The 19,017-nt window shown below is 70.6% G+C and carries 20 protein-coding genes; 6 read left to right on the top strand and 14 right to left on the bottom strand.

All coding sequences use genetic code 11. The features are described 5' to 3' along the window. The first annotated feature begins 136 nt into the window (after positions 1-136). Positions 137-394 (top strand): DUF2631 domain-containing protein, encoded by a 258-nt coding sequence (locus ACZ7CD_RS10480; protein ID WP_470378781.1) that lies wholly within the window; start codon positions 137-139, stop codon positions 392-394. A 7-nt stretch (positions 395-401) separates the two neighbouring features. Here the strand turns inward: ACZ7CD_RS10480 and ACZ7CD_RS10475 are convergent, their stop codons facing one another. Next, positions 402-1,304 (bottom strand): NADP-dependent oxidoreductase, encoded by a 903-nt coding sequence (locus ACZ7CD_RS10475; protein WP_470378780.1) that lies wholly within the window; start codon positions 1,302-1,304, stop codon positions 402-404. A gap of 103 nt (positions 1,305-1,407) precedes the next feature. Between ACZ7CD_RS10475 and ACZ7CD_RS10470 the strand changes: the two genes are divergently transcribed. Both ACZ7CD_RS10470 and ACZ7CD_RS10465 read left to right on the top strand, forming a co-directional pair. Next, positions 1,408-1,770 (top strand): winged helix-turn-helix transcriptional regulator, encoded by a 363-nt coding sequence (locus ACZ7CD_RS10470; RefSeq protein WP_458434327.1) that lies wholly within the window; start codon positions 1,408-1,410, stop codon positions 1,768-1,770. Between the two features lie 159 nt (positions 1,771-1,929). Continuing rightward, a complete protein-coding gene (locus tag ACZ7CD_RS10465) occupies positions 1,930-2,421 on the top strand; it encodes a beta-class carbonic anhydrase (RefSeq protein WP_470378779.1) in 492 nt (163 codons plus the stop codon). Positions 2,422-2,472: 51 nt separating this feature from the next. On the opposite strand, the gene rlmN is transcribed toward ACZ7CD_RS10465, so the two are convergent. Next, on the bottom strand, positions 2,473-3,579 hold the full coding sequence (rlmN, locus tag ACZ7CD_RS10460; RefSeq protein ID WP_360390929.1) for a dual-specificity RNA methyltransferase RlmN: 1,107 nt from the start codon (positions 3,577-3,579) through the stop codon (positions 2,473-2,475). A gap of 77 nt (positions 3,580-3,656) precedes the next feature. Here rlmN and ACZ7CD_RS10455 point away from each other — a divergent pair, with 77 nt between their 5' ends. Continuing rightward, complete coding sequence (locus tag ACZ7CD_RS10455; RefSeq protein ID WP_470378778.1) at positions 3,657-4,160, top strand: PadR family transcriptional regulator; 504 nt, start codon at positions 3,657-3,659, stop codon at positions 4,158-4,160. Position 4,161: 1 nt separating this feature from the next. Here ACZ7CD_RS10455 and ACZ7CD_RS10450 read toward each other — a convergent pair whose 3' ends face one another. After that, positions 4,162-5,139 carry an aldo/keto reductase gene (locus ACZ7CD_RS10450; protein WP_470378777.1) on the bottom strand — a complete coding sequence of 326 codons (978 nt, stop codon included), beginning with the start codon at positions 5,137-5,139 and terminating at the stop codon, positions 4,162-4,164. 147 nt (positions 5,140-5,286) lie between these two features. Continuing rightward, complete coding sequence (locus tag ACZ7CD_RS10445) at positions 5,287-6,030, bottom strand: class I SAM-dependent methyltransferase (RefSeq protein ID WP_360390940.1); 744 nt, start codon at positions 6,028-6,030, stop codon at positions 5,287-5,289. 94 nt (positions 6,031-6,124) lie between these two features. Here ACZ7CD_RS10445 and ACZ7CD_RS10440 point away from each other — a divergent pair, with 94 nt between their 5' ends. Continuing rightward, entirely contained in the window at positions 6,125-6,943 is an 819-nt protein-coding gene (locus ACZ7CD_RS10440; protein ID WP_360390943.1) for a VOC family protein, read from the top strand. 7 nt (positions 6,944-6,950) lie between these two features. On the opposite strand, the gene ACZ7CD_RS10435 is transcribed toward ACZ7CD_RS10440, so the two are convergent. The 5 genes from ACZ7CD_RS10435 to rpsB all read right to left on the bottom strand — a co-directional run bounded on the left by ACZ7CD_RS10435 (position 6,951) and on the right by rpsB (position 11,070). After that, the gene (locus tag ACZ7CD_RS10435; RefSeq protein WP_470378776.1) at positions 6,951-7,805 is read right to left on the bottom strand and encodes a phosphatidate cytidylyltransferase; all 855 of its coding nucleotides are present in this window, start codon (positions 7,803-7,805) and stop codon (positions 6,951-6,953) included. Positions 7,806-7,872: 67 nt separating this feature from the next. Continuing rightward, positions 7,873-8,430 carry a ribosome recycling factor gene (gene frr, locus ACZ7CD_RS10430; RefSeq protein WP_360390948.1) on the bottom strand — a complete coding sequence of 186 codons (558 nt, stop codon included), beginning with the start codon at positions 8,428-8,430 and terminating at the stop codon, positions 7,873-7,875. Positions 8,431-8,491: 61 nt separating this feature from the next. Next, positions 8,492-9,202 (bottom strand): UMP kinase, encoded by a 711-nt coding sequence (pyrH, locus tag ACZ7CD_RS10425; RefSeq protein WP_458434326.1) that lies wholly within the window; start codon positions 9,200-9,202, stop codon positions 8,492-8,494. A gap of 118 nt (positions 9,203-9,320) precedes the next feature. Beyond that, entirely contained in the window at positions 9,321-10,136 is an 816-nt protein-coding gene (gene tsf / locus ACZ7CD_RS10420) for a translation elongation factor Ts (RefSeq protein ID WP_470378775.1), read from the bottom strand. Positions 10,137-10,206: 70 nt separating this feature from the next. Then, on the bottom strand, positions 10,207-11,070 hold the full coding sequence (gene rpsB, locus ACZ7CD_RS10415) for a 30S ribosomal protein S2 (RefSeq protein ID WP_360390957.1): 864 nt from the start codon (positions 11,068-11,070) through the stop codon (positions 10,207-10,209). A gap of 368 nt (positions 11,071-11,438) precedes the next feature. On the opposite strand from rpsB, the gene ACZ7CD_RS10410 reads away from it, so the two are divergent. Continuing rightward, positions 11,439-11,915: a M23 family metallopeptidase gene (locus tag ACZ7CD_RS10410; protein WP_470378774.1), complete on the top strand. Its 477-nt coding sequence runs from the start codon at positions 11,439-11,441 to the stop codon at positions 11,913-11,915. Between the two features lie 595 nt (positions 11,916-12,510). On the opposite strand, the gene ACZ7CD_RS10405 is transcribed toward ACZ7CD_RS10410, so the two are convergent. From ACZ7CD_RS10405 to ACZ7CD_RS10385, 5 genes are all read right to left on the bottom strand, one after another. After that, the gene (locus ACZ7CD_RS10405) at positions 12,511-13,518 is read right to left on the bottom strand and encodes a FliA/WhiG family RNA polymerase sigma factor (RefSeq protein ID WP_458430616.1); all 1,008 of its coding nucleotides are present in this window, start codon (positions 13,516-13,518) and stop codon (positions 12,511-12,513) included. After that, positions 13,493-14,470, bottom strand: a complete 978-nt coding sequence (locus ACZ7CD_RS10400) for a tyrosine recombinase XerC (protein WP_470378773.1) — start codon at positions 14,468-14,470, stop codon at positions 13,493-13,495. Before ACZ7CD_RS10400 ends, ACZ7CD_RS10405 begins: the two co-directional genes overlap by 26 nt. 304 nt (positions 14,471-14,774) lie before the next feature. Next, positions 14,775-15,956: a DNA-processing protein DprA gene (gene dprA / locus ACZ7CD_RS10395; protein WP_470378772.1), complete on the bottom strand. Its 1,182-nt coding sequence runs from the start codon at positions 15,954-15,956 to the stop codon at positions 14,775-14,777. Between the two features lie 1,107 nt (positions 15,957-17,063). After that, positions 17,064-18,578, bottom strand: a complete 1,515-nt coding sequence (locus ACZ7CD_RS10390) for a YifB family Mg chelatase-like AAA ATPase (RefSeq protein ID WP_470378771.1) — start codon at positions 18,576-18,578, stop codon at positions 17,064-17,066. A 1-nt stretch (position 18,579) separates the two neighbouring features. After that, positions 18,580-18,957: a YraN family protein gene (locus tag ACZ7CD_RS10385; protein ID WP_360390974.1), complete on the bottom strand. Its 378-nt coding sequence runs from the start codon at positions 18,955-18,957 to the stop codon at positions 18,580-18,582. Positions 18,958-19,017: the final 60 nt, after the last annotated feature.

Raw genomic sequence — 19,017 nt, 5'->3', positions numbered from 1 at the left:
GGTGGGACGGGTGGGCCGCGCTAACGGTAACGGTGCACGACCCCGCTGATAAGGCGTGCGCGCGCGACCTCACACATCCGCGCGCGTCCCCGTGTGCGACGATGACCAGGTAACCGGATGAGCAGTGGAGGAAACCGTGGCTTCGTCCTCGGAACTGGACAAGCGTCCTGCCGTCGACCCTCACGAGGAGCCGTCGCACGAGTGGGGCTGGCACGGCACGCTGCCCAAGGGCACCCGGATCGCCGGCTGGCTCTCCGCGATCTTCTGCTTCCTGATGCTGATCGGCAACCACCACGGTCGCATCGAGAACGTCTACCTCGTCGCCACCGGCGTGGTGATCATCGCCCTGCTGGTGTGGGACATGGCGCGCCGCAAGACGTCCTGGCGGCGCTAGTCCCCCGTCAGACCTCCAGCACGAGCTTGCCCCGGGTGCGACCCTTCTCGCCCAGGGCATGCGCTTGTCCGGCCTCCTCCAGCGGGAACGTCGCGTCGACGTGCACCCGCAGCGCACCGGACTCGACCAGCGCGGTGATCGCCTCCAGGCCCGCGCGGTCCGGCTCGACGAGGATCGGGCTGGTCCTGATGTCGTCGCGGTGGCCGACGGCGACCCCCGACGGCACGCCGACGAAGAGCCCACCGGGCTTGACCGGTGCCGACGAGCTGCCGCCGACCAGGTCGACGAGCACGTCGACGTCGCGGCCCCCGTACTCGGCGACCGTGTAGTCGACCACCTCGTCCACGCCGAGGTCCTTCAGGAACGCGTGCTTCTGCGCCCGTGCCGTCCCGATCACGTGCGCGCCGCGGGCCTTCGCGATCTGCACCGCGAGGTGCCCCACTCCCCCGGCCGCCGCGGTGACCAGCACCTTCTGCCCCGGCTGGACGTCGGCGGTGTCGGCCAGGACCTGCCACGCGGTGAGCGCGGCGAGCGGCAGCGCGGCCGCCTCGACGTGGGTGAGGCCCCGCGGCTTGCGCGCGAAGTGGCGCGACGGGGCGGTGACGTACTCGGCGTAGGCGCTCGCGGCGTGCGGGAAGCGCGGCATGCCGTAGACCTCGTCACCGGGCTTGAGGGTCGTGACGCCGAAGCCGACCTCCTCGACCACGCCGGACACGTCCCAGCCCAGCACGAGCGGGAACGTCTGCAACCCGGCCATGCCACCGCCGGCGCGGGTCTTCCAGTCGACCGGGTTGATGCCGACCGCGTGCACCCTGACCAGCACCTCCGTCGGAACGGGCGTGGGCTTGGGCAGGTCGATGAGGGTCAGGACCTCTGGTCCGCCGAACTCGGTCTGGCTGATCGCTCGCATGTGCACAAGCTTGCGTGACCTGGTCACCGTTCGCAATCAGGCACTAGTTTGTGCACTGGGTACCTGATAGAAACTAGCCGTGATCAGGAACGTTTACTCGAAGATGTGCCCGTGCCGCGACCTGCTGGACATGGTCGCGTCGAAGTGGACGGCTCTGGCGATCGGCGCGATGGAAAACGGGCCGGTGCGCTTCGGCGAGATGAAGCGCGAACTGGAGGGCATCAGCCAGAAGATGCTCACGCAGACGTTGCGCGCGCTCGAACGCGACGGGCTCGTCACGCGCACGGTGTACCCCACGGTGCCGTTGCGCGTGGAGTACGAGCTCACCGAACTGGGCCGCAGCGTGATCGAACCGCTCGCGGCGCTGCGGGTGTGGGCGCAGCAGAACTACGACTCGGTCGCCGAGGCGCGCGAGACGTTCGACAACACCGCGCCCGTCGGCCTGGAGCCCGCCACCACCCGTTGAGGGGTCAGCAGCCGTCGCGTCCGCGAGGTGGTCTGTCCCCGACCTGATCGGTCTCCGCTCTTTCTGCTGCGGAGCCATTCCCAGCCCATGGGCACTGTTGCAGGTATGCGCATGCGGCAGTTGGCTCATCGACATACGTCCAGGTGAAAGGACCAGATCATGTCGGTGACCGACGAGTTGCTCGCCCACAACGCCACCTACGCCGCCCAGTTCTCCGGCCCTCTGCCCCTACCGCCCTCGAAGCAGGTCGCCGTGGTGGCGTGCATGGACGCGCGCCTCGACGTCTACCGCGTGCTCGGGCTGAACGAGGGCGAGGCGCACGTGATCCGCAACGCCGGCGGCGTCGTGACCGAGGACGAGATCCGCTCGCTCGCGATCAGCCAGCGGCTGCTCGGGACGAGGGAGATCATCCTCATCCACCACACCGACTGCGGCATGCTGACGTTCACCGACGACGACTTCAAGCGCTCGATCCAGCAGGACGTCGGCGTGAAGCCGCCCTGGGCCGCCGAGGCGTTCGCCGACCCGGAGGAGGACGTCCGCCAGTCGATCGCGCGCATCACCGGTAACCCGTTCGTGCCGGTCAAGGACTCCGTACGAGGCTTCGTGTTCGACGTGGCCACCGGGGCCTTGACCGAGGTGGAACCGTAGACCTCCGACGCTGCCGGCCAGGCCCTGGCCGAGACCTCGGTCCGGGGCCGGTCAGCCTTCAGCGGCGAGCTGACCGCAGGCCGCCGCGATCTCCTGCCCGCGCGTGTCCCGCACGGTGCACTCGACACCCTGCTCCCGCACCCGCCGCACGAACTCCCGTTCAACCGGCTTCGGCGAGGCGTCCCACTTCGAGCCCGGCGTCGGGTTCAGCGGGATCAGGTTCACGTGCACGAGCTGCCCGAGGTGCTTGCGCAGCTTTTTGCCGAGCAGGTCGGCCCGCCAGCCCTGGTCGTTGATGTCGCGGATCAGCGCGTACTCGATGCTGACCCGGCGCCCGGTCTGGTCGGCGTACCCGCGGGCCGCCTCCAGGACCTCGGCCACGTCCCAGCGGGTGTTGACCGGCACCAGCGTGTTGCGCAGCTCGTCGTCCGGCGTGTGCAGCGACACCGCAAGCCTGACCTGCAGCTTCTCCTCGGTCAGCTTCTTGATCGCGGGCACCAGTCCGACCGTCGACACGGTGACGGTGCGCTGCGAGATGCCCAGCCCGTCCGGCGCCGGCGCGGTGATGCGGTGCACGGCCTCGATCACGCGCTTGTAGTTCGCGAGCGGCTCGCCCATGCCCATGAAGACGATGTTCGACAGCCGGCCGGGCCCACCGGGCAGCTCGCCGTCGCGCATCGCCGCGGCACCCAGGCGCACCTGGTCCACGATCTCCGCGGTCGACAGGTTGCGCTGCAGACCGCCCTGACCGGTCGCGCAGAACGGGCAGGCCATGCCGCAGCCGGCCTGGGAGGAGATGCACAGCGTCGCGCGGTCCGGGTAGCGCATGAGGACGCTCTCGATGAGCGTGCCGTCGTGCGCGCGCAGGAGCGTCTTCGCGGTCGTGCCTTCGTCGGTGGTGACCTTGCGGACGACCGTGAACAGCGGCGGCATCAGGTCGGCGACGAGCTTGTCGCGCGTGGCGGCCGGGATGTCGGTCATCTCGGCCGGGTCCACGGTCAGGCGGCTGAAGTAGTGGTTCGACAGCTGCTTGGCGCGGAACGGCTTCTCACCGAGGGCGGACACCGCCTCGGCGCGTTGCGCGGGCGTGAGGTCGACCAGGTGGCGCGGCGGCAGGCCGCGCTTGGGCGCGTCGAAGACGAGGGGAAGCGAGGTCATAGCACATCCAGTGTCCCACGAACTTCGCCAACACAAGACCGTTGCATCGCGATAGATTCCGATATATCGTTAACGGCATGATGATGAGACCACACCACAGGAACCGCGTTCACAGGCACCGCCACGGCCCGTTCGGGGGCGGCGGCAGGGGCGGCCGCCAACGGCGCGGCAACGTCCGTGCGGCTGTGCTGTCCCTGCTGGCCGAACGCCCGATGCACGGTTACGAGATCATCCAGGAGATCGCCCGGCGCACCGGCGGCGGCTGGAGCCCGAGCCCCGGCTCGGTCTACCCGACACTGCAGATGCTGGCCGACGAGGGCCTGATCTCCTCCGCAGAAGAAGGAGGCAAGAAGCTGTTCACCCTCACCGAGCACGGCAGGACGGAGCACACGGCCCCGCCCTGGCGCGACATCAACTTCCAGCTCGACCCGGTCGACGGCGAGCTGCGCACCGCGATCCGGCTGCTCGGCAGCGCGATGGAGCAGATCTCCCACGCGGGCACGCCCGAGCAGAAGGCCCGTGCCGTCGAGCTCTACAACGAGCTGCGGCGCAAGCTCTACGCCATCCTCGCCGAGGAGTGACCTACCACCGGTCGTGCACGTGCGGCCTGATCAGCTCGTCGTACACGGCCGCGACCGCAGCCTGGTCCACTCCGGTCAGCTCAGCCGCCGCCGCGTTGGACCGCGCCTGCTCCACGTTGCGCGCACCGGGGATCACCACCGTGACACCGGCCTGGTCCACAATCCACCGCAGCGCGAACTGCGCCATGGACGCGCCCTCGGGCACCAGCGGCCGGAGCCGTTCCACGGCCTCCAGCCCCACCTCGAACGGCACCCCGGAGAAGGTCTCGCCGACGTCGAACGCCTCACCGTTGCGGTTGTAGTTGCGGTGGTCGTCCGCGCCGAACTGCGTGTCCTTGCTGTACTTGCCGGACAACAACCCGGACGCCAGCGGCACGCGCGCGATGATCGCGACCCCCGCCCCGGCCGCCTTGGGCAGCACCTCTTCGAGCGGCTTGAGCCGGAACGCGTTCAGGATGATCTGCACGCTGGCCACGTTCGGCCGCTTGATCGCCTCGAGCGCTTCCTCGACCTTCTCCACCGACACGCCGTAAGCAGCGATCCGCTGCTGCTCCACCATCTCGTCGAGCGTGTCGTACACCTCGTCCCGGCTGTACACCGGCGTCGGCGGGCAGTGCAGCTGCACCAGGTCGAGCGTGTCCACCCCGAGGTTGCGGCGGCTGCGGTCGTTCCACGCGAGGAAATTCTCGCGGTTGTATCCCTCCGTGGTCTGCGCCGGCAGCCGCCGCCCCATCTTGGTGGCCACGAAGACGCCGTCGTCCTTGCGCTCCTTGAGGAACCGCCCGACAAGCGTCTCGCTGCGCCCGTCGCCGTACACGTCCGCGGTGTCGAAGAAGTCGACCCCCGTGTCGGCGGCGGCGTGCAGCAGCGCGAGCGCCTCGCTCTCGTCCACCTCGCCCCAGTCGGCGCCGAGCTGCCAGCACCCCAGCCCGACGACGCCGACCTGGCGGTTCAACCTGCCTGCGTTTCGCTTCTCCACGAACCGAAGCCTAGTCCGGATCCGGCGGCTGCCTCGTGTACTCCGTCGGCGGAGCGTCTCCTCGGCGCTCCCGCCAAACCCAGAGCCAGCCGCATGTGGGGCAGTGGATGATCTGATCGTGTGAGCTGGGGAGCCACGCTCCCCAGCTCACACGATCAGCCCGGTCGGCTTGCGCCGCACGTGCAGCCGATACCCCACCGGAAAGCTCACCCCCTCAACGGACGCGATCGCCCGCTCGGCGACCCCGGCGGAGAACTCGATGCGCAACACCGACTCCAGGGCCTCGCGCGACTCGAACCGCCATTCGGCGACGACCCGGCGCAACGAGAACCCGTTGTCCGTGAAGAACTTCTCCACGGCGGCCGGGTCGTACCGCGGCTCGTCCGCGCACAACCACGGCCCGTACGGCGCGGCCGACCCGTCGAGGTCGACGATCGCGATTGCGCCACCCGGCCGCAGCACGCGGTCCGCCTCCCGCAGCCCCGGTTCACATCCGGGACCGAAGAAGTACGCCGTCCGCGCGTGCACCAGGTCGGCCGAGGCGTCGTCGAGCGGCAACCGCTGGGCGGGTCCGGACACGACGCGGGCGTTCGGCAGCCCGGCCACCCGTCGGCCAGCCCGCGCGACGAGCGGCGGGTGGGGTTCCACGCCGACGACCGAACGCGCGGACGCGGCGAAGATCGGCAGGTGGAAACCGTCACCGCAGCCGACGTCGACCACGTCGGCCGCGTCGAACGGGCACTCCTCGCGCAACGCGGCCCAGATCGCGCCGTGCACGTCCTGCGCGCGGTTCTCGACCTCGTAGACCTCGGGCCAATGCCAGATGTTCGGGCTCGGCACCACGTCCACCGGGCGCACCGCCGCCAGCGCCGCCCGCACGAATCCCCTCACGCAGCCACTGTAAGACCTCTATTTGCCGGTGACCGTACGAATTCGTCCACTTACGGCGTAGCGTGACCGCATTCCTTCCCTGCAGGAGGCGGCAGTGTCGATCGCGCCCAACACACCCCAGCTCGCGCCTTTACTCGGAGGCAGCCCGTGCTGGGTCGAACGCTCCGTCGACGACCTCCGGGCGACGATCGAGTTCTACACCGGACTGTTCGGCTGGCACTACGCCGACGACAACGGCTGCACGGTGGCGATGGTCGACGGCGTCCCCGTCGCCGGCTTACCGCAGGGTGAACCGGAGCCGTGGCGGTTGTACCTGGTCACGCCGCACGCGCGGGCCACAGCGGAGAAGGCCCTCCTGCTCGGCGGCTCGGTGCTGCGCGACCCCGAGGACGGGGCGGACCACACCCAGAGCGCCGTGATCAGCGACCCGACCGGCGCCGTCGTCGGGTTCCGGCACGTACCGGAGGACTGGCGGTTCGGCATGAACGGGCACGGCGCCTACGCGTGGGCCGAGCTCAACACCCGCGACGGCGCGGCGGCCGACGAGTTCTTCGGCGAGCTGTGCGGCTTCGACATCACGCAGATCGGCGACGGGCAACGGCTGGACTACGCGTCGTGGTCCATCGAGGGCGTCGAGGTCTTCGGCCGGCAGAAGATGGGCCGCGAGTTCCCCTACGGCGAGCGTTCGCACTGGATGGTGTACTTCAACGCCGCGCCGGAGATCGGCACGGACTCCGTGGCCTACCGCGTGCTGGAGCTCGGCGGACGGGTCACCGTGGAGCCTTACGACACGCCGTTCGGGCGCATCACCGTGGTCGAGGACCACGCGGGAATGGCGTTCTCCGTGATCGACCCGTCCCGCGTCGTCGAGGCCGAGCCGCGCACTGCGGTGGACGACCCGTTCGACGACTAGTGGGGCGTCACTGCACGAACAGGTGCAGCAGCAGCCAGGAGGCGACGGCGGACGGCAGCAGCGAGTCCATCCGGTCCATGATGCCGCCGTGGCCGGGCAGCAGCGTGCCCATGTCCTTGATGCCGAGGTCGCGCTTGATCAGCGACTCGACCAGGTCGCCCGCGGTGGACGTGACGACGATCGCGGCGCCGAACAGCGCGCCGTGCCACCACTGGCCGTCCAGCAGCGTGGTGACGGTGATCGCGCCACCGGCCACGCCGGCGACCAGTGAGCCGGCGAAGCCCTCCCAGGACTTCTTCGGGCTGATCGTCGGCGCCATCGGGTGCTTGCCGAGGAACACACCGGCCGCGTACCCGCCCACGTCGGACAGCACCACGCCGATGATGAACGCGAACGCGCGGCCCGCACCGTCGTCGGGGACGACGAGCATGGCCGCGAACGCCGCGAACAGCGGCACGTAGACGACGGTGAACACCGACGCGCTCAGGTCGCGCAGGTAGCCGTCGGAACCGCCGCGGAACCGCCAGAACATGCAGACCAGCACGGTGACCACGAGCGTGGTCATCATGCCGTCGCGGCCCAGCGGCCAGGACAGCCAGATGATCGCCTGGCCGCCGATGAGAGCGGGCCACAGGGCGACGTTGATGCCGCCCTTCTTGAAGGCGTTCGCGAGCTCCCACGTCGACACCGCCGCGGCGGCCGCGACGATGCCGATGAAGGTCTCCTTGACGGTCAGCAGCGACGCGATGATCACCGCGCCGAGGCCGACGCCGACCAGGACCGCCGACCTCAGGTCACGTCCCGCCCGCGACGGCTTCGACGCGGGCACGTCCGCGGGACCGCCTGCCACCTGTGCTCCCATCACGACCTCCGCCCGGCCAGGGCAATCACGCCTGCCGCGACTCGGCCGGGCGAACCATCAGGGGGAATCAGACTTCGAGGAGCTCGGCTTCCTTGTGCTTCACGAGCTCGTCGACCTGCGCGGTGTACTTGTGGGTCAGAGCGTCGAGCTCCTTCTCACCACGTGCGCCGTCGTCCTCGCCGACCTCGCCGTCCTTGACGAGCTTGTCGATCTCTTCCTTCGCCTTGCGGCGGACACCGCGGACGGAGACGCGCGCGTCCTCGCCCTTCTGCTTGGCGACCTTCACCATGTCCCGGCGGCGCTCCTCGGAGAGCTGCGGGATGACGATGCGGATGACGGTGCCGTCGTTGCTCGGGTTGACACCCAGGTCGGAGTCCCGGATCGCCTTCTCGATCGCGTTCAGCTGGCTCGCGTCGTACGGCTTGACGACCGCCATGCGCGCCTCGGGGACCGAGATGCTGGCCATCTGGTTCAGCGGCGTCATCGAGCCGTAGTAGTCGATGTTGATGCGGTTGAACATCGAGGGAGTCGCTCGACCGGTCCGCACGGAGGCGAGGTTCTCCTTCGCCACCGAAACCGCCTTCTCCATCTTCTCCTCGGCGTCGAGGAGGGTCTCGTCGATCACGACTGCTCCTTGCTCTGCGTGTTCGTGCCCTTGTCCCGGTCCAGGTCTGATCCCACCAGGTCTAGAAGGCGGGCCGGCCACCGGGGGTGTTGACCAGGGTGCCGATCTTCTCACCACGGACCGCGCGCGCGATGTTCCCCTCGGTGAGGAGGTTGAAGACGAGGATCGGCATGTTGTTGTCCATGCAGAGGCTGAACGCCGTGGCGTCGGCGACGTTGAGGCCGCGCTCCAGCACCTCGCGGTGGGTGATGTTGTCGAACATCAGCGCGTCCGGGTCGATCTTGGGGTCGGCCGTGTAGACGCCGTCGACGGCCTTGGCCATCAGCACGATCTCGCAGCCGATCTCCAGCGCGCGCTGGGCGGCGGTGGTGTCGGTGGAGAAGTACGGCAGACCCGCGCCGCCACCGAAGATCACGACGCGGCCCTTGTCCAGGTGACGCATCGCGCGGCGGGGGATGTAGGACTCGGCGACCTGCGTCATCTGGATGGAGGTCTGCACGCGGGTGTCGATGCCGTGCTCGCGCTCGAGGAAGTCCTGCAGCGCCAGGCAGTTCATGACCGTGCCGAGCATGCCCATGTAGTCGGCGCGCGAGCGGTCCATGCCGCGCTGCTGCAGCTCCGCACCGCGGAAGAAGTTGCCACCACCGATGACGACGGCCACCTGCACGCCGGACCGGACGACCGCAGCGATCTGCCGGGCGACTGTCTGGACGACATCGGGATCGACCCCGACGCCACCACCGCCGAACATCTCGCCACCGAGCTTGAGCATCACCCGGTTGTAGCCGTGGCTACCTTCTTCGCTCACAGGTCAGTCCTCCTCAGCGCCATTGGTCAGGACATAGCAAGGGCGGGGTCGCCGTCTTCTCGCAACCCCGCCCTCACCGTGATCAGCTCTGGCCGACCTCGAACCGAGCGAAACGGGTGACCGTCACGCCGGCCTCGTCCAGCAGGGCCTTGACCGTCTTCTTGCTGTCCGTCACGGACGACTGCTCCAGGAGCACGACGTCCTTGAAGAAGCCGTTGACGCGACCCTCGACGATCTTGGGGAGCGCGCCCTCGGGCTTGCCCTCCTCGCGAGCGGTCTCCTCGGCGATGCGGCGCTCGTTGGCGACCAGGTCCTCGGGGACCTCGTCACGGGTGACGAACTTCGGGCGCATCGCGGCGATCTGCATCGCGGCACCCTTGGCGGCCTCGGCGTTGTCGCCGGTGTACTCGACCAGGACGCCCACGGCGGGCGGCAGGTCGGCGGCGCGCTTGTGCAGGTAGGTCGAGACGGCACCGTCGAAGTCGACGGCCTTGGCCAGCTCGAGCTTCTCGCCGATCTTGGCGGAGAACTCCTGGACCAGCGCGTCCACGGTCTTGCCGTCGACCTCGACGGCCTTGAGGGCCTCGACGTCCGCGACCTTGTTGGCCTTGGCGATCGCGACGATCTCGTCCGCCAGCGCGATGAAGTCGGCGTTCTTGGCGACGAAGTCCGTCTCGCAGCGCAGCTCGACCATGGCACCGTCCTTGACGGCGACGAGGCCGTTGGACGTGGTGCGCTCGGCGCGCTTGCCGACGTCCTTGGCGCCCTTGATGCGCAGGATCTCGACGGCCTTCTCGAAGTCGCCGTCAGCCTCGTCCAGGGCCTTCTTGCAGTCCATCATGCCGGCGGCGGTGAGCTCGCGGAGCTTCTTGACGTCCGCGGTGGTGTAGTTCGCCATCGTTTTCCTTCTGCGATGTACGCGCTTGAGTCACGCGGCGCCCGCTGGTGTGCGGGCGCCGCGTGGGAGATCAGGACTGGACGGGCTGCTCTGCCGCGGCCGGGGCCTCGGCGGAGGTGCTGGCCTCGGCAGAAGTGCTGGCCTCGGCTGAGGTGTTGGTGAGGAGCTCCTGCTCCCACTCCGCCAGCGGCTCGTCGACGGCGACCTCGGGCTTGTCCTGGCCCTCGGCGGCGTCGCGACGGGCACCGGAGCGCTGCATGAGACCGGCGGCGGCGGCCTCGGCCACGACCTTGGTCAGCAGGGCGGCGGAACGGATCGCGTCGTCGTTGCCCGGGATCGGGTAGTCGACCTCGTCCGGGTCGCAGTTCGTGTCGAGGATCGCCACGATCGGGATGTTCAGCTTGCGAGCCTCACCGACCGCGATGTGCTCCTTCTTGGTGTCCACGATCCACACGGCGCTGGGCACCTTGGACATGTCGCGGATACCGCCGAGCGTGCGCTCCAGCTTGTCCTTCTCGCGGTTCATCATCAGGATTTCCTTCTTGGTGAAACCCTGGAAACCGCCGGTCTGCTCCATCGACTCGAGCTCCTTGAGGCGCTGGAGCCTCTTGTGGACCGTCGAGAAGTTGGTGAGCATGCCGCCCAGCCAGCGCTGGTTCACGTAGGGCATGCCGACGCGGAGCGCCTCGTTGGCGATGGCCTCCTGCGCCTGCTTCTTGGTGCCGATGAACAGGATCGACCCGCCGTGCGCGACCGTCTCCTTGACGAACTCGAAAGCCCGGTCGATGTAGGTCAGCGTCTGCTGCAGGTCGATGATGTAGATGCCGTTGCGCTCGGTGAAGATGTAGCGCTTCATCTTCGGGTTCCAGCGGCGGGTCTGGTGCCCGAAGTGCACGCCGCTGTCGAGCAGCTGCTTCATGGTTACGACGGCCATGGCCGGTTCGCACCTCATCTGTCGGACGCGCCAGGTCTCACCTTGCGCGTCGGTTCGGTTGACGCCTCCGGCCGGGGTGGCCGTCGGCCCTGGTGCCGTAGCCGTCGCCCGCACCCGCGGAGCATCTCTGCACCGCCAGGACCGTCGGACGTCGTGACTCGACCCAGCTAGTGACAGCAGGTCGGATCTGCGTTGGCACGCGAAGTCGTCCCGCACAGACGGGACGCGCCCGACAGTCTACGCCCCACCCCCGACAAACCTCGAATCGGCAGGTAGCCGGAGGGAGCACTTGTCCACAACCCCCGAGTTGTCCACAGTTCCCAGCTCGCCGGTGGTCCCCGGGACACCCCCTACCCGAAGCTGTCCCCATGCTCCTCCCCACCACCCTGCTCCTGGCGACCCTCCTGACCCCGGCCACCACGCGCTGCTCGTGGCCCCTGCCCCCGCCGCACCCCGTGGTGCGCGCGTTCACCGCCCCCGCCACACCGTTCGGCCCCGGCCACCGCGGCGTCGACCTGGCCGCCTCCGCCGGCACACCGGTGCTGGCAGCCGCCGACGGCACCGTCGCCTACGCGGGCGCGGTCGCCGCCAGAACCCTGGTCTCGCTCCAGCACCGCGGCCCCCTGCGCACGACCTACGAACCGATCACGCCCGCGGTCACCGCCGGCAGCACCGTTCGCCGCGGCGAGGTGATCGGCCATCTCCAGCCCGGCCACTGCTCGGCCCCGTGCCTGCACTGGGGCGCCCGCCGCGGCCACGACTACGTCGACCCGCTCCGTCTGCTCTCCTCCGGCCGCGTCCGCCTGCTCCCCACACCCCCGTCGTCCACGGCCCGCAGCCCGTGATCCGCAGCCCGTGACCCGCCCTCCGCTCACCGCCCGCACGGGCCGCTCGCGCACCCCGGTTCCACTGCGCAACCGATCGCCACTCGATCGAGTGAATTGCCCCAGACACCCCTCCGGGAGGCCCGATTCACCCTCGTTTCCGAGCTCCACTCACCTCTTTGAGACCTCAAGCCGCCCCTTCGTGGCGCCCTCCGACACGACAGGGGGACCACGACTCGGGCACGTTCCGGGCGCGAGGTGGTGAGCCATGGCTCCGATCGGGCAGCGGCGAGATGCCCCGTTCGGGCGGCGGGTGCACAGCGCGAGCCACAGCGCGAACCGCAGCTCGGTCCGGCGGTCCCTGGTGAACCACTCTGTCCACCAGCCCCGACCCACCCTGTCCGCAACCCCAGCTCCTCCAGCCCGGTCCAGCGGCTTCGGGTCTACGAGCCTGAGGCCCACCAGCCTCAGTCCACCAGCTCGGTCAGGCGGCCTCAGGCCACCACCCACCCCAGTCGATCAACCGTGGCCCAGCGGTCATGTTCCGGCGGCGAGACCACAGGCGCGTGTCAACGGCAGCCCGGTACGGACCAGGTTGCGACGGAAAGGAGGCGGTCTAGGCCTCAGACTGCTCGTTGAGCTTCGTGCGCAGGCGCAGGACGGCGCGGGTGTGCAGCTGGCAGACGCGGGACTCGGTCACGCCGAGGACCTTGCCGATCTCGGCGAGCGTCAGGTTCTCGAAGTAGTACAGGGTGACGACCACGCGGTCGCGTTCGGCGAGCTGGGCGATGGCGTCGGCGAGCTGCCGGCGGCTGTCCTGGTCGACGAGGCTCGCGACCGGGTCCTCCGCGGCGTCGTCGGGCAGCGACTCGGCGAGCGAGGAGCCGCCCTTGTTCGGCGCGATCAGCTCGTCGAGGGCGACGACGCTGGTGAGCTGCAGCTGGCCGTAGAGCTCGCGCAGTTCGGCCAGCCCGATCTTGAGCTCTGCGGCGAGCTCGCGGTCGGTGGGCGTGCGCTGGAGCTTGGCGCCGAGGCGTTCGAGGGCGCGTTCGACGTCGCGGGCGCGGCTGCGGACCGAGCGCGGCACCCAGTCCTGCGAGCGCAGGTCGTCGAGGATCGCACCGCGGATGCGCTGCATGGCGTAGGTCTCGAACTTGAGGCCGCGTTCCGGCTCGAACTTCTCGATGGCGTCGACGAGGCCGAAGATGCCGGACTGGATCAGGTCGGCCACATCCACGTGCGCGGGCAGGCCGGTTCCGACGCGGCCGGCGACGTACTTGACCAGCGGCGCGTAGTGCAGGACGAGGCGGTCGCGCTCGTTCTGGTCGCGCGACCCGCCGTAGCTGCGCCACAGCGCGACGATGCCGGCCTCGACGTCGTCACCGGACCGCACGTCCGCGCGCGTCACCGCGGTCGGAGCGGCCACAGGCGTGCCGTTGACGTGCGTGTCCGCACCGGGTTCTGGGGCCGACCCGGTGCTCACCTCAGTGCGCGGCGCGCCGTTCTGACGGTGACCGTTGCTCGCCTGCTTGGTGGCGGTTGCGGGCACGATGGGTTCAGGGGGCACGGTCGCCGTACGCGATCCTCCCCCTGCGGCGTCAGGAACGGGGGTGGGTTCGGTCATGGATCGCCTTCAGCCGTTCGACAGTGACGTGTGTGTAAAGCTGAGTCGTTGCGAGCGTAGCGTGACCGAGCAGTTCTTGGACGGTGCGCAGGTCCGCTCCTCCTTCCAGCAAATGGGTCGCAGCGGAGTGGCGCAACCCGTGCGGCCCGATGTCCGGTGCGTCCGGCACCACGGCGACGACCTCGTGCACCAGCTGGCGAACGGCCCGCTGGTTGAGCCTGCCGCCGCGGGCGCCGAGGAACAGCGCCGACGGTGAATCGGCTGCTACCAGGGCATTCCGGCCTTGGTCGAGCCAACGCCGCAACGCTCGCTCGGCCGGAACGCCGAACGGTGCGGTGCGCTCGCGTCCACCTTTGCCAAGAACTCGAATCACCCTTAGGGAGTAGTCGACGTCGTCGAGGTCAAGCCCGCAGAGCTCAGCCACGCGGACACCTGTGGCGTACAGCAACTCCACCACGGCCTGATCACGCAGCGCAACCGGATCGCCCTCGGAAGCGCCAGAGGATACGGCCTCCATCGCGTCCTTCGCCTGATCCGCCCGCAACACCGCCGGCAACGTGCGGTGCGGCCGCGGTGCGGCGAGCCGCGGACCGGGATCCGCGGCGAGGTGCCCGGCCCGGTGCGCCCAGGCCGTGAACGTCCGCGCCGCCGCCGCACGCCGCGCGAGGGTCGTGCGACTCGACCCTTCCGCGCGTTGAGCAGCCAGCCACGACCGCAGCCCGGTCAGATCGATCCGGCCCACGTCGGCGTTCTCCGGGCTGTCCCCCGCGACGTGTCCGAGCAGCGCGACGACATCTCCCACGTACGCGCGCACCGTGTGCGGCGAGAGATCACGCTCCAACGTGAGGTGCCGTTCGTACTGCCGCAACGCCTCCGCGACGTTGGTCGGCAGTTTTTCGCGCAGGCGAACGAGATCGACACGGCGTGTCCGACCATGCGGCGGCGGGGACATAGGCCAAGACGCTGCGCCAGTCGGGGCGTTTGGTCAAGTCTCGCCACACCCCCACGCCGTCTGGGAGCGCTCTCATGATCGTTCAGCCGGTAACGTTCCCACTCCCCGTGACGACAATCGGCACAACAACGGCCACGGATCACCTTTCGGAGTAGCGTTCACGGCCACCACGACCGCCCAATCGGCCGAAGGCCCACCTTCTTCCCTCTCGACGTGGAATGAAGCCCTAACACCAGAACCGCTGGCAGATTCATTTTGACTCCACAATGGACAGATGAGAAGCGCAGGTCATGCGGTCACCTGATCACCGCGGCACCTCCACCCGCTGCCAGCCGCCGTCGGCCTGCAGCGCCAACCCGGCCAGCTCCAGCTCGGGCAACAACGCCCGCACCCGTTCCAACGCCACCCCGGACTCGACCGACGCGACCTCGGCACTGACCGCGCTGCGCTTCCCGAGCGCCTCGTACACGCGCATCGCCTCGCCCTGCGGTGCGCCGATCTCGCTCTGCTTCTGCGCGGGCCGGGTGGCGAGGTCGTCCCCGAACCGCCCCACCGACTCCACGACCTCCGCAACGGAACTGACCGGTTCCGCCTGCCGGTCCCTGAGCAGCTCGTGGCACCCGGCAGAGCTCGCGGACGTCACCGGCCCCGGCACGGCCATGAGCACCCGCCCCAACGCCACCGTGATCGCCGCCGTGTTCTTGGCCCCGCTGCGCCGCCCCGCCTCGACCACGACGGTCCCGACCCCCAACGCCGCGATGAGCCGGTTGCGCGTCAGGAACCGGTGCCGCGCCGGCGTCACCCCCGGCGGGTACTCGCTGATCACCAGTCCTTCCTTCGCGATCTTCCCGAGCAACCCCTGGTGCCCGGCCGGGTAGGCGATGTCCACCCCGCAGGCCAGCACCGCGACCGTCACCCCGCCACCGCCGAGCGCACCCCGGTGAGCCGCACCGTCGATCCCGTACGCCGCACCGGAAACAACGGTCACCCCGGCCTGCGCCAGCCCGTACCCGAACTCGGCGGCAACGTGCTCGCCGTACCCGCTGGCAGCCCGCGACCCGACGACGGCCACCGCTTTCTCGGTGACCTCCCCCAGGTCGTACGGCCCCCGAACCCACAACGCCAACGGCTCACCACCACACCGCAACCGCCGCGCCTGCCCCATCGTCAACGCGATGAACGGCCACCCCGGCCACTCCGCGTCCTCGGGCACCACCAACCGCCCACCCCGCCCAGCGATGCGCTCGAGGTCTTCATGCGCCCGCTCCTCGGCCCTGCGCGCGGACGTCTGGCTGACCACCGACGGCGAAACTTCGCCGCTTCGCACCAACCGCGCCGCCTCCACCGGCCCCACCTCCGACACCAGCCCGGCCAGCGCCCCGGCATGCGGTTCAGCAACACGCGAGAGGTATGCCCTGGCAAGACGAACGTCGTCGGGCGCGGTGCCGCTCACTGGAACCACCACCAGGGAAGCCACCGCTGCCATGGACGTGGCCACCACGGCGGACTGGTGGCAGGAGTCCGGCCGCGGACCACCGAGGGCAGCCAGTGGGAGGGCAGGTCTGCGGTCGGCGAGGCGGCGATGGCCAGGGCGGGCGAGGCGGAGAACAGGTTCACGGTCGGGCTCCTGTCTGAGATATCTGAGGTGGGTGGGTTGATCGGTTCGTGAGCGGACGGGCTGAGGAGAGCTGGAGGCGCGTAGGCGGCGTTGTGGGGGAGGAGAGCGGGACGCCCGCCGGGGAGGGCGGGCGTCCCGCTTGTGGGGCCGGACGCAGAGCCGGGGCTCGAACGCTCTGCGTCCGGCTGTTTGGGGGTCGTGCGGTTTCGGAGGGGCGGGGGTGGGGCCGGGCGCGGAGTGGGAGTGGGCTCCGCGCCCGGCGGTCTGGTGCTGGCGGAATGCGGCGGGAGGTGGGCGGCGGCCAGCGCCGGGTCGGGGCGGGTTGAACGAGTCGGGTCGAACGGGCGGGTCGAACGGCGTAGTTCGGGCCGGGGATGTGTCGGTCCTGGGCGGCGGGCGAGCCCGGTCGGGCTGGGTCGGGGAGGAACTGGGCCGGGCGGGGTCGGGCGGACGGGATCGGGCAGACGGGATCGGGCGGGACTGAGCTGATTGAGCTGGGCGGATCAGGACAGAGGGCTTGGGCTTGCCGGACGCCGCCTTGGGCCTGGCGGACGCTGCTTTGGCTTCGGCAGGCGCCGCCCTCGATGTGCGGTGATAACCGTGCTGGCGCGGTGGCGGGGCGGCGGCGGCGGTGGTGGGGCGGTGGCCGTGGGGCGGTGGTGGCCGTGTGGTGGGGCAGCGGTGGGGCAGCGGCGGTGTGGCAGCAGTGGCCGTGGGGCGGAGGTGGGGCGGCGGTCGCCGCAGTGGGGCGGGCGGTGGCGTTGCTGGGGCTGGTTGCCCGCGCGGGCGAGGTGGGTTGTGGACCGTGGGTGGGTTGTGGACCGTGGGTGGGTGGGTTGTGGGCAGGCGGGTTGTGGGCAGGTGGGCGGGTTGGGGGTAGGTGGGCGGGTTGGGGGTAGGTGGGCGGGTTGGGGGTAGGTGGGCGGGTTGAGGGTAGGTGGGCGGGTTGGGGGTAGGTGGGCGGGTTGAGGTGGGTTAGGAGCGGTCGCGGAAGGAGAGGGCTGCGGCCACGTGGTCGGAGGTCGGGCGGGCGGACTCGGAGAGGTCGGCGAGGGTCCAGGCGACGCGGAGGCAGCGGTCGGCGCCGCGGCCGGTCAGGGCGCCGGTGGCCAGGGCGCGGTCCAGGAGGGCGGTCACGGGGCGTGGGAGGGCGAACTCGCGGCGGAGGGCGGGGCCGGGGACGTCGGCGTTGGTCTGCCAGGGGTGGCCGTGGGCGGACCAGCGGGCGGCGGCTCGGGTGCGGGCGGCGAGGACGCGGGCTCGCACTGTGGCGGTGGGTTCGGGTGGGGTGGCGTCGGCGTTCGACATCGCGGTCATCGGGCGCATGCGGACGCGCAGGTCGACGCGGTCGAGCAGGGGGCCGGAGAGGCGCGACCGGTAGCGGCGGCGCACGGCCGGGGTGCAGCAGCAGTCGATCTCCTTCGGCGGGGCGCAGGGGCAGGGGTTCGTGGCGAGCACCAGCTGGAAGCGGGCCGGGTAGCGGGCGGTGCCGTCGCGGCGGGCGATGCGGATCTCGCCGTCCTCCAGGGCGGTGCGCAGGGACTCGATGGCCTTCTGGCCCCATTCGCAGGCCTCGTCGAGGAACAGGACGCCGCGGTGCGCGCGGGAGGCGGCGCCGGGTTTCGCCAGGCCGCTGCCGCCGCCGACCAGGGCGGCGATGGAGGTCGTGTGGTGCAGCGTCACGAACGGCGGGCTGGACACCAGCGGCGCGTTGCTCGACAACACGCCCGCCACCGAGTGGACGGCGGTGACGGCCAGCGCGTCCTGGCGGCTCAGGGGTGGCAGCAGGCCGGCGAGGCGTTCGGCGAGCATCGTCTTGCCGGTGCCCGGCGGGCCGGTCAGCAGCAGGTGGTGGGCGCCCGCGGCGGCGACCTCCAGGGCCCAGCGCGCCTCGGGCTGGCCCACGACGTCGGTCAGGTCGGGGACCTGCGGCGGTGGCGGGTCGGCCAGCTCGGGGACGGGCGCCAGCGCCGGGACGTCGCCGCGCAGCCACGTGAGCACCTCGCCCAGCGTCTGCGCGCCGTGCACCTCCACGCCGTCGACCAGGGCGGCCTCGGGCAGCGCGTCCACCGGCACCACGGCGGTGCGCAGGCCGGCGCGGCGGGCGGCCAGCAGGGCGGGCAGGACGCCGCGGACCGCGCGGACCCGGCCGTCGAGCGCCAGCTCGCCCAGCAGCACGGTGCTGCCGAGGCGGTCGGGCGGGACCGAGCCGGCGGCCGACAGGGTGGCGCAGGCGATCGCGAGGTCGTAGCTGCTGCCGCCCTTCGGCAGCGCCGCCGGGGACAGGCCCAGCACGATGCGCTGCTTGGGCCACTCCTCCCGCGTGTTGCGGACGGCGGCCTTCACCCGCTCCTTGGACTCGTGCAACGCGGCGTCGGGCAGCCCGAGCAGGTGGGTGCGCGGCTGGCCGACCCCCACGTCCGCCTCGATCTCGACCACGAGGCCGTCGACGCCGTACAGCGACACCGACCACGCCTGCGCGAGGCCCACGTCAGGCCCCTCGCAGGTGCTGCACCTGCGGTTCGCCGCCCGGTGGCCAGAGCACCGAGATCAGGTCCACCCGAACGGGGCACCACCCGACCTGGTGCGCGCCGAGCCAGCGCAGCGCCGTGCGCCGCAAGCGGCTCAGCTTGCGTTCGTCGACCGCCTCGTCCGGACGCCCCCAGGCCGGCGCCGTGCGCGTCTTGACCTCGACGACCACCAGCTGGCCGCTGTCGACCGCGACGACGTCGAGCTCTCCGTCGCGGCACGTCCAGTTCCTCGACAGGACCACCAGGCCCTGCTGCTCCAGGTACCTGCACGCCAGGTCCTCGCCCCTGCGGGCCAGGTCCTGCTGCGGCCGCCTGCGGACCAGTACCGGTGCTTCCATCGCCTTCGCCTCCCTGCGGGTCGTTGGGTACGACCTTGCAGGGTGGGGCGGGGCGGGTGG

The sequence above is a fragment of the Lentzea sp. NPDC036949 genome (assembly GCF_055608075.1).
This window is presented reverse-complemented; position numbering and strand designations above follow the sequence as displayed.

What these genes read in the sequence shown, in the direction of transcription:
- ACZ7CD_RS10400 (WP_470378773.1), bottom strand. Translation starts at nt 14,470, where the DNA reads ATGTCCCCGCCGCCGCATGGTCGGACACGCCGTGTCGATCTCGTTCGC.
- ACZ7CD_RS10470 (WP_458434327.1), top strand. Translation starts at nt 1,408, where the DNA reads ATGTGCCCGTGCCGCGACCTGCTGGACATGGTCGCGTCGAAGTGGACG.
- ACZ7CD_RS10385 (WP_360390974.1), bottom strand. Translation starts at nt 18,957, where the DNA reads ATGGAAGCACCGGTACTGGTCCGCAGGCGGCCGCAGCAGGACCTGGCC.
- ACZ7CD_RS10405 (WP_458430616.1), bottom strand. Translation starts at nt 13,518, where the DNA reads ATGACCGAACCCACCCCCGTTCCTGACGCCGCAGGGGGAGGATCGCGT.
- ACZ7CD_RS10435 (WP_470378776.1), bottom strand. Translation starts at nt 7,805, where the DNA reads ATGGGAGCACAGGTGGCAGGCGGTCCCGCGGACGTGCCCGCGTCGAAG.
- ACZ7CD_RS10410 (WP_470378774.1), top strand. Translation starts at nt 11,439, where the DNA reads ATGCTCCTCCCCACCACCCTGCTCCTGGCGACCCTCCTGACCCCGGCC.
- rpsB (WP_360390957.1), bottom strand. Translation starts at nt 11,070, where the DNA reads ATGGCCGTCGTAACCATGAAGCAGCTGCTCGACAGCGGCGTGCACTTC.
- ACZ7CD_RS10465 (WP_470378779.1), top strand. Translation starts at nt 1,930, where the DNA reads ATGTCGGTGACCGACGAGTTGCTCGCCCACAACGCCACCTACGCCGCC.
- ACZ7CD_RS10455 (WP_470378778.1), top strand. Translation starts at nt 3,657, where the DNA reads ATGATGATGAGACCACACCACAGGAACCGCGTTCACAGGCACCGCCAC.
- rlmN (WP_360390929.1), bottom strand. Translation starts at nt 3,579, where the DNA reads ATGACCTCGCTTCCCCTCGTCTTCGACGCGCCCAAGCGCGGCCTGCCG.
- tsf (WP_470378775.1), bottom strand. Translation starts at nt 10,136, where the DNA reads ATGGCGAACTACACCACCGCGGACGTCAAGAAGCTCCGCGAGCTCACC.
- dprA (WP_470378772.1), bottom strand. Translation starts at nt 15,956, where the DNA reads ATGGCAGCGGTGGCTTCCCTGGTGGTGGTTCCAGTGAGCGGCACCGCG.
- ACZ7CD_RS10475 (WP_470378780.1), bottom strand. Translation starts at nt 1,304, where the DNA reads ATGCGAGCGATCAGCCAGACCGAGTTCGGCGGACCAGAGGTCCTGACC.
- pyrH (WP_458434326.1), bottom strand. Translation starts at nt 9,202, where the DNA reads ATGCTCAAGCTCGGTGGCGAGATGTTCGGCGGTGGTGGCGTCGGGGTC.